The 14,708-nt window shown below is 31.6% G+C and carries 16 protein-coding genes; 8 read left to right on the plus strand and 8 right to left on the minus strand.

What is annotated here, in order from left to right; all coding sequences use genetic code 11:
- Positions 1 to 298: 298 nt before the first annotated feature.
- The 5 genes from G8C41_RS03620 to G8C41_RS03640 all read right to left on the minus strand — a co-directional run bounded on the left by G8C41_RS03620 (position 299) and on the right by G8C41_RS03640 (position 7,848).
- Positions 299 to 1,930, minus strand: a complete 1,632-nt coding sequence (locus G8C41_RS03620; RefSeq protein WP_166006139.1) for a type I restriction-modification system subunit M — start codon at positions 1,928 to 1,930, stop codon at positions 299 to 301.
- A gap of 20 nt (positions 1,931 to 1,950) precedes the next feature.
- On the minus strand, positions 1,951 to 3,069 hold the full coding sequence (locus tag G8C41_RS03625; protein ID WP_166006140.1) for an AAA family ATPase: 1,119 nt from the start codon (positions 3,067 to 3,069) through the stop codon (positions 1,951 to 1,953).
- A gap of 3 nt (positions 3,070 to 3,072) precedes the next feature.
- A complete protein-coding gene (locus G8C41_RS03630; RefSeq protein ID WP_166006141.1) occupies positions 3,073 to 4,368 on the minus strand; it encodes a restriction endonuclease subunit S in 1,296 nt (431 codons plus the stop codon).
- Positions 4,361 to 7,396: a type I restriction endonuclease subunit R gene (locus tag G8C41_RS03635; RefSeq protein WP_166006142.1), complete on the minus strand. Its 3,036-nt coding sequence runs from the start codon at positions 7,394 to 7,396 to the stop codon at positions 4,361 to 4,363. Before G8C41_RS03635 ends, G8C41_RS03630 begins: the two co-directional genes overlap by 8 nt.
- A gap of 284 nt (positions 7,397 to 7,680) precedes the next feature.
- A complete protein-coding gene (locus G8C41_RS03640) occupies positions 7,681 to 7,848 on the minus strand; it encodes a hypothetical protein (RefSeq protein ID WP_166006143.1) in 168 nt (55 codons plus the stop codon).
- Positions 7,849 to 9,221: 1,373 nt separating this feature from the next.
- Between G8C41_RS03640 and G8C41_RS03645 the strand changes: the two genes are divergently transcribed.
- Positions 9,222 to 9,389 carry a hypothetical protein gene (locus G8C41_RS03645; protein WP_166006144.1) on the plus strand — a complete coding sequence of 56 codons (168 nt, stop codon included), beginning with the start codon at positions 9,222 to 9,224 and terminating at the stop codon, positions 9,387 to 9,389.
- Between the two features lie 532 nt (positions 9,390 to 9,921).
- Here G8C41_RS03645 and G8C41_RS03650 read toward each other — a convergent pair.
- From G8C41_RS03650 to G8C41_RS03660, 3 genes are all read right to left on the minus strand, one after another.
- Positions 9,922 to 10,329, minus strand: coding sequence for a hypothetical protein (locus tag G8C41_RS03650; protein WP_166006145.1), 408 nt, complete (start codon positions 10,327 to 10,329; stop codon positions 9,922 to 9,924).
- Positions 10,330 to 10,364: 35 nt separating this feature from the next.
- Entirely contained in the window at positions 10,365 to 10,712 is a 348-nt protein-coding gene (locus tag G8C41_RS03655; protein ID WP_166006146.1) for a helix-turn-helix domain-containing protein, read from the minus strand.
- A gap of 102 nt (positions 10,713 to 10,814) precedes the next feature.
- Complete coding sequence (locus G8C41_RS03660) at positions 10,815 to 11,246, minus strand: helix-turn-helix transcriptional regulator (protein WP_166006147.1); 432 nt, start codon at positions 11,244 to 11,246, stop codon at positions 10,815 to 10,817.
- Between the two features lie 106 nt (positions 11,247 to 11,352).
- On the opposite strand from G8C41_RS03660, the gene G8C41_RS03665 reads away from it, so the two are divergent.
- The 7 genes from G8C41_RS03665 (at position 11,353) to G8C41_RS03695 (ending at position 14,596) form a co-directional block, all read left to right on the plus strand.
- Positions 11,353 to 11,541, plus strand: a complete 189-nt coding sequence (locus G8C41_RS03665) for a hypothetical protein (protein WP_160543273.1) — start codon at positions 11,353 to 11,355, stop codon at positions 11,539 to 11,541.
- An 11-nt stretch (positions 11,542 to 11,552) separates the two neighbouring features.
- Positions 11,553 to 11,741 carry a helix-turn-helix domain-containing protein gene (locus G8C41_RS03670; protein WP_160543274.1) on the plus strand — a complete coding sequence of 63 codons (189 nt, stop codon included), beginning with the start codon at positions 11,553 to 11,555 and terminating at the stop codon, positions 11,739 to 11,741.
- A gap of 26 nt (positions 11,742 to 11,767) precedes the next feature.
- Positions 11,768 to 12,118, plus strand: coding sequence for a hypothetical protein (locus tag G8C41_RS03675; protein ID WP_166006148.1), 351 nt, complete (start codon positions 11,768 to 11,770; stop codon positions 12,116 to 12,118).
- Positions 12,119 to 12,241: 123 nt separating this feature from the next.
- Complete coding sequence (locus G8C41_RS03680) at positions 12,242 to 12,574, plus strand: hypothetical protein (protein ID WP_166006149.1); 333 nt, start codon at positions 12,242 to 12,244, stop codon at positions 12,572 to 12,574.
- Positions 12,575 to 12,585: 11 nt separating this feature from the next.
- Complete coding sequence (locus tag G8C41_RS03685; RefSeq protein ID WP_166006150.1) at positions 12,586 to 12,819, plus strand: hypothetical protein; 234 nt, start codon at positions 12,586 to 12,588, stop codon at positions 12,817 to 12,819.
- A gap of 108 nt (positions 12,820 to 12,927) precedes the next feature.
- Complete coding sequence (locus G8C41_RS03690) at positions 12,928 to 13,860, plus strand: ATP-binding protein (protein WP_166006151.1); 933 nt, start codon at positions 12,928 to 12,930, stop codon at positions 13,858 to 13,860.
- On the plus strand, positions 13,847 to 14,596 hold the full coding sequence (locus G8C41_RS03695; RefSeq protein WP_166006152.1) for an HNH endonuclease: 750 nt from the start codon (positions 13,847 to 13,849) through the stop codon (positions 14,594 to 14,596). Before G8C41_RS03690 ends, G8C41_RS03695 begins: the two co-directional genes overlap by 14 nt.
- The last annotated feature ends 112 nt before the right edge of the window (positions 14,597 to 14,708 follow it).

The following is a 14,708-nucleotide window of genomic DNA, read 5'->3' on the forward strand; positions in this document are numbered from 1 at the left end:
AAAAACGTAAAAAAGGGCTATAAACCGCGTAAACACAAGAAAACCCGCTATATAAGGGAGTTTATTAGCAGAGAGGATGGTCTCTTTCTAAAATATCGTAACATTGTTCTATAAGATCTTATTTTTATTTATATATTACGGTAACGGTTTGATAACACTCCTAAAAAAGAAAAACTACAATTAAACATTGATTAAACCGATGTATACTATCGTACGTTCAGTGTAGTTTTATTCAAGTTTTTCGCAAGTATCTAAATATAGATATTTGCGCCTTGCATTAAATTTATAACTCTTTCTATTAGTTAATAGGAGGTAACCCCAGCTCTTTTAGAAATTCATTATGTTTATCCGTATTTGTTTTTATGCTTTCGTTTATTGATATCAATTTTTTATTCACCTCTTGTAAATCAATTGGTACTTCCTCTTCTGATATATCTACATATCTCGAAATATTTAGGTTATACCCATTTTTCTCAATTTCTTCCATCGAAACTTTACGAGAATATCGTTCTATTTCATATCGGTGCTGATATGTTTCGACAATTTTATATATATGTTTATCTTCTAATGAATTTTGCCTTTTACCTTTTTCATAATGTTCACCGGCATTAATAAACAAAATATCATCCTCTTTTTTACATTTTTTCAAAACCAGAATACAAACCGGAATACCTGTTGAGTAGAATAAATTGGAAGGTAAACCAATAACCGTGTCAATATTATTATCTTTTAATAGCTTAGTTCGTATTCGCTCCTCTGCTCCTCCACGAAATAAAACACCGTAAGGTAGTATAATAGCCATAGTTCCTTCTTTAGCTAAAAAGTGAAATCCGTGTAATAAAAAAGCAAAGTCAGCTGCTGATTTAGGTGCCAAGCCATGGCTTTTAAAACGAAAATCTTCTGCCAGAGTATCGTTCGGCTCCCAACGTAAACTAAAAGGTGGATTAGCTACTATGGCTTCAAATTCGATCTTTTTAGAAGGATTCATTTCGTTCAATATATCCCATTGGTTAAGCAAAGTGTCTCCGTGGAAAATTTCAAACTCGGTATCTTTCATACCATGTAGAAGCATATTCATACGTGCCAAATTGTAAGTCGTTACGTTTTTTTCCTGCCCGTATATTTTCCCTATAGTACCGCCATTTTCCCTTAATTTGGTTCTTACATTTAATAGTAACGAACCCGAACCACAGGCAAAATCCAATACTTTGTCTAATTTAGATTTTGGACCTCTTACAGGATCTTGAGTATCTAAGATAACAATTCTGGAAAGAATGGTTGAAATTTGTTGTGGTGTATAAAACTCTCCTGCCTTTTTTCCTGAACCGGCTGCAAATTTACCAATCAAATATTCATAAGCATCTCCAAGAGTATCGGTATCTGTAGAAAAATCAGCAATGCCTTCGGCTATTTTTGTAATTATCTTACAAAGCTTATCATTTCTTTCTTTGGAAGTTTTTCCGAGTTTTTCCGAGTTCAAGTTGATTTCAGAAAACAAACCTTTAAATGTGGTTTCAAACGATTCGTTTTCAATGTAACGAAACCCTTTTTGGAGTGTTTCCAATAAATCATTATCTTGAGTACGAGCTAGTTCGGTAACATTACTCCATAAATATTTAGGTTTGATAACATAATGCACTTTTCTACGCATCTGCATTTCAAAATCTTCTATATCCTCTTGGTTTTTGTCATACCAGATTTTTAAAGGGGGAGGCACAATAAAATCAGCTCGATTATCTTTAGAAGGACTTTCGGGATAATCTTTTCCTAATTCCTTTTTGGCAGCTTCTTCATAGTTAAAAGACAGATACCGGAGAAAGAGAAACGAAAGCATATAATCACGAAAGTCATCCGCATTCATGGCTCCTCGCAATTGATCTGCTATATCCCAAAGTGTATCCCCTAATTTATTTTTATCTTGTTGTGTCATACTGTTTCTGTTTAAGTTTCTTAGTTAAATATTTCTGGAAAATGAAATTCGTACTTTTCAGTAAAACCGGTAAAAATTCTTTTGAAAAGTTCTTTGTTGTCATCTCCCATTTCTACGGGGTCGAATATTGAATATTTACCATGGCTGAATAATTGTAATGCCCGTTCAAAAAGCACTTCATCTTCTAAACCAACAATACATTTATCAATTTTATCATAACCAAAAAAAGTTGCCGTTTTTTCTAAAATACTTCTCAAAGAATTAAAATGATAGGTATAAATTTTATTTGATTCACAGACTTTTTTTAATTCGCTCAGTATGGCTATATGATGAAAAAAAGGGGTATCATTGGTATTTTGTAAAGCATAACCATCAGCTCCTTTACAGTGTAAAAAGTAGCGTTTATTCTTTAGTTTTTTTCTACCTAATTCATTCCAAAGAACATTAAAAAACAAGCCATGATGAGTTGATATTACCGTTTTAATCATGTTACCTTCCGTGGTAATTAAATTACATAAATCACAAGCAACCGCAATAGCATTATTTTCATCAAGGGAGGATATGGGATCATCAATATAAATATACTTCACCCAACTGTATGCAGGGTCTTTATCAATAGCTAACTGACAAATGGCAAGAAAAAAACACCATATAAATAAGGTTTCTTCCCCTCTTGAGATTTTAATATTCTCTACAGTTTGTTCATTTCCGTCAACAATCATGCTTCGTGAAAAAGCTACGGTGGAGGTATCATAATCGATGCCGAACTTTAAATCTACATAATTATTAAAAAATGATTCAATTTTGACATCCAAATCCAACTCATGTAATCCGTCAAAAAATACAGAGTCAGGATTTAATTTAAGTACTCGGTTGGTATCATTTTCAAGGTCATTATTCCAGAAGAATAAATCTTCAGTAAACGCATTGAAATATAAAGTATCCCGACTGGTTACATTACCATCAACATCAACCTTTTTTCCGGCCTGTTTAAATTCCATGGAAAGCCGTGTTTTACCACTACCATTATGAGCAAATAATAATACCAAATTTTTCATTTTACGATTATCTCCTATTAAGTCTTTTCGGAGATGTTGGGCTACTTCTGCAAGGTCTGTAAAAATAGTTATTTCACTCATATTTTAGTCGTTTATTTTAGGAAACAATCTCTGCATCAACCCTTTTTTATGCAGTTTTAATTGTTTTATCTTCTCTGTTTTAGATGTGATTAGAGCATCTAAAAATGAAAGACAAGAAGCGATTTTTTGTTGTTCTTCTAATTTTGGAGGCATAAAAACTTTGACTTGTCTTAAATCAGTTTTATTAATCTTAGGATGACCGCTTCCTGAAATTACAGATGAAATATTTGCAACGCCAATATCACTTGTTAGGTATTGATAAATAAATTGATTATCTATATCAGATTTAAATTTTATCATTATCATATTAGGAGCTAATGTAGCTGGCTTTTCAATAAATGGCATCTGCCAAACTTCACCAACGTTTGCTCCTATATTTGCCATTAAAAGTTCACCGCCAAAGAGCGATGATTTATTTAAGAATAAATATGTGTTCTTATCTACATATTTTTGATTTGAATGCCCTAATCCAGCTCTTAAATCGGTCAATCTAACATAAAAAGCATAGTCTTCTGAATCTAAAACATTCAAATTTTTTCTAAGAGATTGAAAACTTCCATTTGCTACATAATCAGTTAAAATTGTTTTTATCTTATCTATAGGTTTCTCTACCCACTCTCCATCTTTCTCAAATTCCTTAAACCTATATTTAGGTACTTTTTCCCCTTCTTGAGGAAAAAGCTTTTGCATTAATCCTTTTTTGTGGTCTTTAAGCAGATCCAGCTTTTGGCCTTGAGCTGCTATCATCTCATCTAAAGAGGATAGGCAGGAAGCTATTTTTTGTTGTTCGCTGGGTAAAGGATATAAAATCGGAATATTCATAAAAACAGAATCTGTTATGCTCATTCTGTCAAATCTGGCACCAGTATTTGAAGCTTTTCTTATTGCGCTATACCAATGAATTGTTTTGAAATAGTACTCATAAAAATCGTTATTTTTATTTGTAAATCTAAAAACAGTATAAAGTGGAGACAGTACCCCTCTTTTCTTTGTTTTGTTTTTAGATATTGGACCTACTGGAGCAATATTCGAAATACGAGGGTTATAGACATAGTCGCCATCTTCTACTATATAATAATTCTCTAAATTATTTTTATTTGCAATATCTTTATCAAAATAGTCCCTTTGGTCTACGATACCATCAATAGCGGAATTAGTAAAAACATTATTTATTAATCCATCTTTATTTTTTTTGACTATTTTTTTTGCGAGTTTCCCAAGTATTTTCTCCTCCCATTCACCTTCATCCACAAACTCAGGAAAACGCAATTCAGGTGTTAATTTAGTCTTTTTACTCATAAGCTGTTAATCCTGATATTTCACGTCCTTGGGCTAATTTATTTAATTGGGGTACTAGGTCTTCCATCAATGCTAATTCTTTAACCCTGCGTTCTTTCCAGCCTAAGTTTAAGGGTTCTAATAAATCCGTAAGCTTTTCCCCGTCAAAAATCATCCGGCTCATGATCTCTTCTACAAAAGCTTTCAGGTCTGCTGTTTCTAATCCGTACTTGTGAGCTATGGCAGCCAGTTCTTTGTTGTATTTTTGAACTTTAAATGTATTGTACCCTTGATAAAGCGCCTTTACATCCTGTCCGCTGTTCCAATCCAAACTGTTGATATATTCGGTTAAATCTTCTTCTTCTTCCATTAAATTGGAATTGGATTTCAGCAAACTAATTACTTGTTCTTTAGTCATCTTATGCTTAGAAGGTTTCTTTTGCGTATTGTCTGCAATCAGTTTTATGATATAATCATAATCTATATCTGCAGAGGCAAACAATACAAATTCAAAATCCAGTTGTTGAATTTCGGGCGGTACTTCATCGCCTCCTTTTTGCTGGATTTCTCTTAGTCGCTTCGCTGTTTCCAAATACGAACTTCTAAATTCTTGTAAAGTTTCGTAAGGTAAAATGGTTTCGATGGTAGTTTTTTGATCTTCATCCAAGTCTGTATATTGATCAAGTTGGGTTTTAAGCCGTTGTACCTCTTTAAAGTTTTTCACAAAGGTAATCCTTGCAGCATCTCCTCTCAATCCGTATACTTCTTGCGGTTCATTAACAAGGTTTTGTTGTTGCATAAAATCTCCCAATTTATCTACGGCTTCTTTATATTTTTCAATAATTACCGGAGCAGGATCAACCAGCCAAATTTTTCTGGACTGTCCACTGTCTTCTCCCGAAAAAAGAGCGATAGCTTGATTTACGGCATCCTGCTGCGAACGGAAATCTAAGATATTGCCGTAAGGCTTGGAGTCATTGAGTACCCGATTGGTTCGTGAAAATGCCTGAATCAGTCCGTGATATTTCAGGTTTTTGTCTACGTACAAAGTATTCAGGTATTTGCTGTCAAAACCTGTAAGCAACATATCCACTACTATGGTAATATCAATTTTATTTTTATGTGGATAATCTTTATTACTATATTTTTGATCTTTAATGCGTTTTTGTACGTCCTGATAGTATAAATCAAACTCATGGATGCTATGATTCGTACCGTATTGTATATTGTAATCGGTAATAATTTCCGTTAAAGCTCTTTTCTTTTCTTCAGGGTTTTGTGTATTGTCTTCTCTTTCCTGAATTAAATCTTCCTGAAGTTGCTTAATATCTGCTGCATTCTTTTGGCTTTGACGGTCTCCATCCTTAGCAATTAACTGTGCGGGTGGTGAAAATACACAAGCAATATTCAACGGCAGATAATCAGGATTTTCGCTTTGTTTCTTTTTCTGAACTTCTTTGAATAACTGATAGTATTCAATAGCATTGTTGATAGAAGCAGTAGCCAAAATAGCATTAAATTTTCTGTTGTTGGTTGCTCCATTATGCTTCTCCAAAATGGACTCCACAACAGCCTTTCGTTTAACCGTTTCTCCCTGATTTATTTTAGTAGAATTTTTGCCCTTAAAAAAATCTATGTGAAAACGCAATACATTTCTATCATCAATAGCATTAGTAATGGTATATTTATGTAACTTGTGTTCAAATATATCTTCCGTCACTTTGTATGTTGCTTCTTCACCCTCTCTTATAACATAAGTCGCATTATCTTCAAAAATGGGTGTACCTGTAAAACCAAATAGCTGTGCATTGGGAAAAAACGCTTTTATCGCTGTATTATAATTTCCAAATTGAGAACGATGGCATTCGTCAAAAATGAAAACCATACGTTTATCTTTCAAAGGTTCTAACCTCTTTTTATAAATTTCTTTACCGTTTTTTTCCTTTGCTTTGTTATGCTTACTATCTTCCTCGGCTAAAGCCAAACCCAATTTTTGGATGGTAGTAACAATTACTTTGTCTGCATAGTCGGTAGAAAGCAAACGCCTTACCAATGTTTCTGTATTGGTATTTTCTTCTACACTCCCTTCCTGAAATCTATTGAATTCCTCACGGGTTTGTCTATCGAGGTCTTTCCGGTCAACTACAAATAAACATTTTTCAATATCATGCATATCTTTCATTAAAGTAGAAGCTTTGAAAGAAGTTAGGGTTTTACCACTTCCTGTGGTATGCCAAATATAACCGTTTCCTAAGTTTTGTTTAATAGATTTAATAATAGCCTCTACTGCATAAATCTGATACGGACGCATCACAAGCAATTTTTGTTCGCTTTCCACCAGTACCATATATTTACTAATCATTTCTCCAAGTGTGCATTTTTTGAGGAATTTATCTGCAAAATCATAAAGATTATTAATCTTGTTATTATTGATGTCAGCCAATTCATAAACCGGAAGAAATTGTTCATCTGCATTAAATGCAAAATGCTCATTTTTATTATTCGCAAAGTATAAGGTTCTGCTTCCATTACTCACTATAAATAACTGCATAAAGCAAAGCAGAGAGTTTCCGTAACCATTGCCCGGTTCGTTTCTATAATCCACTATTTGCTGCATGGCTTTTCGCGGCGATATATCATACTTCTTTAATTCAATCTGCACCACAGGCAAACCATTGATTAAAAGAATAACATCATAACGTTGATTACTATTTTCTGTATTAATGCGTAATTGATGTATAACTTCATAATTATTTTTACACCAATCTTTGATGTTTACTAAAGTATAGTGTAGAGGAGTTCCATCTTCACGCTGAAAGTATTGTTTTTCACGCAACATTTTGGATGTAGTAAATACATCGGAATTAATTATTTCTTCCCGAAGTCGAGAAAACTCATTATCTGAAAGATGAACACGGTTAAGCTCTTCAAATTTGGCTTTAAAGTTTTCCTCAAGCGTTTTTCTATCAACAATATCCGGGCGATAATTATATTTTAAATTTGAAAGTTGTTTAATTAATTTTTTCTCTATTTCTATTTCTTTAATCATATATAAATGTATATGCCAAAATGATATATTTTATTCCCTGTTCTGTTAATCAGAGATGGTTAATAATTTATCTGTTCTGTTACTAGTTAATTAGATAAAGAGTACAAATATACATAAAAAGCAACGCTTATTGGTGATTATAAATCATATATATACTATTCTAATGTTATCTCATCCAAGCCCTTAAGAAAATTCAATTTTTTTCATCCCGAATGGGTATTTTAAAAATCTATTTTTATGTTAATTATGGGAAAAATAGTAAAATATAAGTTTAAAAATTTGAATTACCGAAATAATGGGATCTTATGAGCCTTAGCGGTTATAGCAGATGCATTAGGATGGTTTTTGCAGGTAAATCCGTTTTTGGGTGTAAATTCAGAAGATTTTAATTTGATCCCCGTTGGTATTAATATTCGTTTCGTAGATTTATCTTGTCTAACTTCAATATGCAAAGGCGCTACCGTTTTACCCTTTGCTATTTCATTTCGCCTATCAAAAACAAATCGTATACTTAAATTGTCAATATTACAAGTTGTAACAAAATTTTTGTTACAAATTTAAAAAAGTGTAACAAAAAATTGGCAGAATATGGCAGAATATGGCACAGGTAAAAAAACGTAAAAAAGGGCTATAAACTGCGTAAACACAAGAAAACCCGCTATTTATGCGGGTTTATTAGCAGAGAGGATGGGATTCGAACATTAATTGAATACCAACTACTTATGGTTGTTGGTATCAAAAAGTATCAATTAAGGTTTTTAAAACTATTTTTAAAAAAATTACAACACATTTTGTACGTATCAACTTGTTTCCAATCATTAAAGTTGGAATTTTGATTTTTTGAGAGTACCTTTTCATAATAGCCTATTGAAAAAATTAGTAGTTCTAAGATTACTGTATTATTATTTTTTAACCAGTTAAATTTTTCATTTGATATAGTGCCTTTTTTGTTAAGGTACAATATGATCTTAAGCAGTTCGTTTTCGTTCATTTTTTTTAAGTATTTTTAGTGTAAACGCAATTTATAAAAAATACGGGATAAAATTAATATGTTTAAAATCATATTTTGATTAATCCGTATAAAATCAAAGAGCTAACTATATAATTTTCAAATGTTAACAAATGGTTAATGCTTTGTAAAAATTTTTTAAAAAAGTGGGTTGGTTATCGTGTGTTTATATTTTCATAAAAAAAATTTTTAAAATTCATTTTTAAATATATATATTCCAAGCATATAACTGTTTATTTATAACCAGGAGCAAACCAGAAGCAAACCAGAAGCAAACCAGGAGCAAACCAGGAGCAAACCAGGAGCAAACCAGAAGCAAACCAGAAGCAAACCAGAAGCAAACCAGGAGCAAAACAGAAGCAAACCAGAAGCAAACCAGGAGCAAAACAGAAGCAAACTAGAAGCAAACCAGAAGCAAACCAGGAGCAAACCAGGAGCAAACCAGGAGCAAACCAGAAGCAAACCAGAAGCAAACCAGAAGCAAACCAGGAGCAAAACAGAAGCAAACCAGAAGCAAACCAGGAGCAAAACAGAAGCAAACTAGAAGCAAACCAGGAGCAAACCAGAAGCAAACTAGAAGCAAACCAGGAGCAAAACAGAAGCAAACTAGAAGCAAACCAGGAGCAAAACAGAAGCAAACTAGAAGCAAACCAGGAGCAAACCAGAAGCAAACTAGAAGCAAACCAGGAGCAAAACAGAAGCAAACTAGAAGCAAACCAGGAGCAAACCAGAAGCAAACTAGAAGCAAACCAGGAGCAAAACAGAAGCAAACCAGGAGCTAATGTAGAATGTATAATGTATAATGAAGAATGTATAATGAAGAATGAAAATGAAAATGAAAATGAAAATGAAGAATGTAAAAAGAAGGATGATGTTCTTTTAGAAAAAGAACCAAAAGCGCCCCCGCTTTTAAAAAAAGTAGAGGGTGAAAATAAAAATTTATCTGGTTATATTCTACAGATAAAAATTTTTTTTGATTTTTAGGAAATTTAAACAAGTCATTACATCACCTTATTAATAAACCTGTAAACGAACCTCATCACTAACCTTGATACTAATCTCATCACGAACCTGTAAAATATTTTTACAGGTTAGCGTTAAGTCCGATGTATAGGGTTGTTATGAAGGGCATGTAATTTTACAAAAAATAACCTCTTTTTTCGATTTTTAAAAGAAAAAAAGTAAGAAAGAAAAAAAATAAAAAAAGAAAGAAAAGAAAGAACCAAAGAAAAGAAAACCCCTCTTTTTTTTTGGAAAAATTTTTTTTCGATTTTTTCAATTTTGATTTTTTTTAAATAAAATAAAAAATCTATTCTACTTATCAGACTCACTTACCCCGAAGGGGAGAAAAGAAAAAAAGTTGCGCAAAAAAAAGAAAAGATAAAATAAGGCTATTTAAGACACTTAAATTACCCTAGTGGTAGTCTTAGTTGTTTTTGATAAAAAAGTTCGTCAAAAGAGCTAAAAACATTAAAAACGGGAGTGTTAACTCTAAAGTCAAACATGTCAATCTTCTTTAATCTGATCTTTTTTTGGATTTATGCTTTGAATTTTCTAAAAAATATATTCGATTAGTAAGATCAATAATTTTTTTGAGCAATTCGTTTTCTTGTTTTAGCAATCGAACACTTTCTTCTAAAGATTTACAACGGTCCTTAAGATCTTCTTTTATTAAATTTTCGGTAGAAGTGGTTTTTTCTTTTTCTATCAACATTTCGCCTTCTCCTGTTAATAACCAAGATTTATTAAATTCAGGAAATACAGAAATAATTTTATTTATCATTGCATGGCTGAAATTTTTAGTTTTTCCTTTCTGTATATCGTAGATTGCCTGAGGCCTAGCAAGTCCTATTTTTTCAGAAAATGACTTAGGATTTAACTTTGTGTATACCAGAATGTTATTAAGTTGTTTTATTGTGCTCATTATCATAAATAAATAAAAGTTAAAACTTATTTTATTTATTTCCGTATTGTTTTGCCCTTAGTAAACTTTGAAAGTTCATTTTTAAGATCGTTTATTTCAAGTTTATATGATTCATTTAAATCCTCTAATATTTTAATTCTCTTATTAGCATTTTTTAATTTTTCTTCTATAAGTTGTACATCGTAGAGAGCAACGTCTGTTATATCAGGATTTAAAACATTATTTTCGTAATTTTCAATTAACTTAATAGCACTTTGCGATATTTTTCTTTGTCCCTGCTCCCATCCTTGCACAGCTCTAATTGTAGTTCCAACAATATTTGCTAACCCTTCTTGGGTTAAATTATATTTTTTTCTAAATTCTTTAATATCTAATCTATTCATTATCAAAAAAATATATCATTTTAACACATATTTAACACTCAATGCGTTAGTTTTTTATTTGCTTTATAACACATTGTGTTATATTTTTAATGCCTTATAAAATTATCTTGTATTTATATTTCCTTTAGTAAACCTTAAAAGCTCATTTTTAAGATCGTTTATTTCAAGTTTATATGATTCAACTAACTCTTCCAGTAATTCAATTCTCTTATTAGCGTTTTTTAATTTTTCTTCTGAAAGTTGTACATCGTAGAGAGCTATTTCTGTTATATTCGGATTTGCAAGGATATTTTCTTCTATACTTGTATTTTTGTTAATGGGAACCAGAGCTTTATTAGAATGTTTATGTGTCGAACTTAATTGCGTGATAAGTTCGTCTCCCAAGACGTTTCTTAATTTTTGAATGTTGGTAAAAGATATATCTCTTTTACCGTTTTCCCAGTATTGCACCGTTCTTAAGGATACTCCGATTTGATTAGCTATGTCGGTTTGACTTAGACCGCGACTCTTACGTAATGTCTTTAAATTCAACATTATATTAAATATAAAATTTATAATATGAATAAATATGCATATTTATTTTTTTATATGCACATTTGTTCATATATTTGTACTTATTAACTTACTTACACACAAATATATGGAAAAAATCAATATACGAGGTGCAATCAACTCTCTAAAGGTGGAGGGGGGAGTGTTGAAATTTCCGAAGCCTCTTTATCGACCTTCTATAATCCGATCAATTGCCGGACAAATCACCTCCGATTCAGGTAAAAAATTTAATGTCTCTGCTTCATTAAATGAAACCATCGTAAAACGAGTAATGTAATAAAATTTATTATGAATGTCTTAACCATAAAAGAAGTGAGCGCGAGGACTTCATTGTCTGCCCGCACCATTTACCGAATGATAGACAAGGGCACAATAGGATTAGATGATACTTTTTTGGTGGGTAACATCAGAAAAAAAAGAGTCATAACCGAGCAGTGGGTTGAAGATTTTATAAATAAACACAGAAGGTATAATTAGAAAAAACCTTAAAAAATTGTCTTGTTATGGAAATAAATATAAAAATTAATATAGAATTTGGAGAAAAGGCCTTAAAAGTTTTAAAAAAATGCGGTAAAAATTTCTTAGATACTGTTGATTTAAACGAACCGAAAGAAGAAAGTATAAAAGAAAACAAGAAAGAGGATAAAAAAAATATCCCGCCTGTAGATCCTTTCTACAAACTCACCGACAATATAAAATTCGATAAAATCAAAAAAAAGATTAACTCTCTTATAAGGTTTAAAAAAAATCAAGAAGTTAAAGAATTACTTAACCAATTCAATATCGATCGCATTTCCGAATTAGAGACAGAGAAATATAATGAGTTTTTCGAGCATTTACAGAAAATCATGTAGAAAACAAAAACGATCAAAAACCCTTTAACTGTAAAATCGCTAATCAAAAATTAGAATAATAAAATAAAAAAAAAGCCCTGAAGCAACAGGACTTAATCACAATAATATCAATTAAATATTATCATGAAAACAATAAGTGCAAATATAACTAAAAAAAGAGAAGTATCAAAAAAATTAGCTGAGTCGTTTTTTCAAGAGGCTATTGATGTTTTATTCAACATAATAATACTTCCTAAAGAAAGCAATTTACATTACGAGATAGAAAAAATAGAAGGATCCATCGTAAGTGTGAAATTTTATTGGACAAAAGATTTTCAAAATTACGATTACTCCTGCGATTACTGGGAAGAAGTTATCGACTGTTATTCAACCCTTTACAACTTCAATAAACCTTATGACAGTATAATCGATGAAATAGTAGAGGACCTGGAAAGAGAAGTAAAAGTATATTTTTAAAACATTACAAAATGGATACTACAATAAAAGGCGTAAAACTTCTTTACGATGAAGCCTTAGAAAATAATAATATCACATTAGCGAAGGCGTACGAAAAATACCTTAAAAAGGTAGACACTCAAGAGAATAGACACCAATCAATAATTAAAGGGTTTAAAAATAATCAAATACAAAGTGCTTTTAGTAACGGTAAGACTTTTAAATCATTAAAAGAATACTTAGCATACCATGAAAAGAATATATAATTATTTCACATGGTGGTTGCTTACCATGTCAAGTATTGAAAAAATTCAAGAGTTCTTAAAAGAAGAAACCCAAAACCGATAATAATAATCAATTAACATATTTTACTAATGAGTTTAATAAAAAAACCTTACGAGCTGTCAATTCAAGAAAAAGTTAAACTTTTAATTTACGGACAGCCGGGAGTTGGAAAGACAACCTTGGCCCTCTCATCGCCCAGTCCTTTATTGCTTGATTTTGATAACGGGGTACATAGGGTAGATTACGAACATCAAACCGATACCGTGCAAATGACTTGCTGGGAAGACTGCTTAAATGTATTGAATGATAATTTAAATGATTATCAATCAATTGTTATAGATACAGGGGGGAAAATGCTGGATTACATGAGTCAGTACATCATAAAGAATAATCCAAAAAAGGGTAGATCAAGTGGAGAATTAACTATACAGGGATATGGTGAAAGAAAAAATATTTTCAGGCAATTTATTAAAAAAGTAATGCAGCTTAATAAGCATTTAATTTTTGTTGCTCACAGAGACACCCAAAAAGAAGGGGATGAATATAGACATATACCGTTATTCGGGGGAAGCTCTTATGGTGATTTGGTTATAGATCTGGATCTTGTGGGATATGTAGAAGCTGTTGACAGAAAATGGGAAATTACATTTGATCCTACCAGCAAAAGTGAAGGTAAAAATACATGCAAACTACCTTCCATGATGAAGATTCCTGATTTGTTTAATACCAATGGACATACTTTGACAAACAATTTTTTACAAACCCATGTCATAAACCCTTATATCCAAAACCAAAAAAACAGGATAGAAGAAGGGATAAAATATAGAGCTGTACTAGAAGAGATTGAAAATAACATAATATTAATAACAGACGAAGCATCGGCCAATGATTTTATTTCAAGGATAGATTCTTTTGAACACGTTGGCAATTCCAAAGCGATGGCCGGACAGTTGATGGCTAAAAAAGCTCGAGAACTAGGGATAACTTATAATAAAGAAAAGGCATGCTATGAAAAAGCCTAGATACCAATTTTATGCAACCCTCTTAGATGCCTTTCAAAATTATTTGAACAGTTCATTAATTTATCAGGAATACTGGGGATTTTCAGACGATCCGAATATTTCGGAAGATGAATTTGAACAGCAGCAAAAACAATCGTTGTTGGACCGCATAAACAGAATTCCTTTTGTAAGCGAAAAAGCAGATCGAGGAACGGCGTTTAACGAGGTAATTGATTGCATAAACGAAAATAGGTCCTCTGAAATAATGAATTTTGAATCTGATGAAAAGAAAAACAGTATTACTGTTAATTTTAAAGAACAAACATTTGTTTTTCCACTTGATTTATGTAAGGAATTTTCGAATTATTTTAAAGAATCTGCGTCACAAGTCTATAATGAAGGGATTTTATCAACTCAATACGGGGAAGTGCTTTTATACGGATATATTGACAAGTTGATGCCTAGTTCCATAAACGACATCAAATTAACAAGTAAATATCAAGCGGGAAAGTTTAAAAGGAATTGGCAGCATATTGTATATCCCTATAACTTAAATTATAGCGGGAATAATGTGTCAGACTTTGAATATAATATTGTGGTAGTAAACAAAGATAAATACTCAATTTATAAAGAATACTACAACTATCAACCCGAAAGAGATATTTTAAGATTAAAAAACCATGTAGAACACTTTATAGAATTCATAGAATCTAACAGAGCAAACATAACTGATAAAAAAATATTTAATGAGTTATGATGTACAACGCAGAAAAACCAGTCGACATTCAAAAAGCAAAAGAATACTTTAATTGGTTGATAACCAACAAAAAAAACCTTCGAATTAACAAAAAAACAACCCATACGAAGTA

This window comes from Apibacter sp. B3706, from assembly GCF_011082725.1.
Classification (GTDB): domain Bacteria; phylum Bacteroidota; class Bacteroidia; order Flavobacteriales; family Weeksellaceae; genus Apibacter.

What these genes read in the sequence shown, in the direction of transcription:
- G8C41_RS03620 (WP_166006139.1), bottom strand. Translation starts at nt 1,930, where the DNA reads ATGACACAACAAGATAAAAATAAATTAGGGGATACACTTTGGGATATA.
- G8C41_RS03625 (WP_166006140.1), bottom strand. Translation starts at nt 3,069, where the DNA reads ATGAGTGAAATAACTATTTTTACAGACCTTGCAGAAGTAGCCCAACAT.
- G8C41_RS03630 (WP_166006141.1), bottom strand. Translation starts at nt 4,368, where the DNA reads ATGAGTAAAAAGACTAAATTAACACCTGAATTGCGTTTTCCTGAGTTT.
- G8C41_RS03635 (WP_166006142.1), bottom strand. Translation starts at nt 7,396, where the DNA reads ATGATTAAAGAAATAGAAATAGAGAAAAAATTAATTAAACAACTTTCA.
- G8C41_RS03645 (WP_166006144.1), top strand. Translation starts at nt 9,222, where the DNA reads ATGAAGAATGAAAATGAAAATGAAAATGAAAATGAAGAATGTAAAAAG.
- G8C41_RS03650 (WP_166006145.1), bottom strand. Translation starts at nt 10,329, where the DNA reads ATGAGCACAATAAAACAACTTAATAACATTCTGGTATACACAAAGTTA.
- G8C41_RS03655 (WP_166006146.1), bottom strand. Translation starts at nt 10,712, where the DNA reads ATGAATAGATTAGATATTAAAGAATTTAGAAAAAAATATAATTTAACC.
- G8C41_RS03660 (WP_166006147.1), bottom strand. Translation starts at nt 11,246, where the DNA reads ATGTTGAATTTAAAGACATTACGTAAGAGTCGCGGTCTAAGTCAAACC.
- G8C41_RS03665 (WP_160543273.1), top strand. Translation starts at nt 11,353, where the DNA reads ATGGAAAAAATCAATATACGAGGTGCAATCAACTCTCTAAAGGTGGAG.
- G8C41_RS03670 (WP_160543274.1), top strand. Translation starts at nt 11,553, where the DNA reads ATGAATGTCTTAACCATAAAAGAAGTGAGCGCGAGGACTTCATTGTCT.
- G8C41_RS03675 (WP_166006148.1), top strand. Translation starts at nt 11,768, where the DNA reads ATGGAAATAAATATAAAAATTAATATAGAATTTGGAGAAAAGGCCTTA.
- G8C41_RS03680 (WP_166006149.1), top strand. Translation starts at nt 12,242, where the DNA reads ATGAAAACAATAAGTGCAAATATAACTAAAAAAAGAGAAGTATCAAAA.
- G8C41_RS03685 (WP_166006150.1), top strand. Translation starts at nt 12,586, where the DNA reads ATGGATACTACAATAAAAGGCGTAAAACTTCTTTACGATGAAGCCTTA.
- G8C41_RS03690 (WP_166006151.1), top strand. Translation starts at nt 12,928, where the DNA reads ATGAGTTTAATAAAAAAACCTTACGAGCTGTCAATTCAAGAAAAAGTT.
- G8C41_RS03695 (WP_166006152.1), top strand. Translation starts at nt 13,847, where the DNA reads ATGAAAAAGCCTAGATACCAATTTTATGCAACCCTCTTAGATGCCTTT.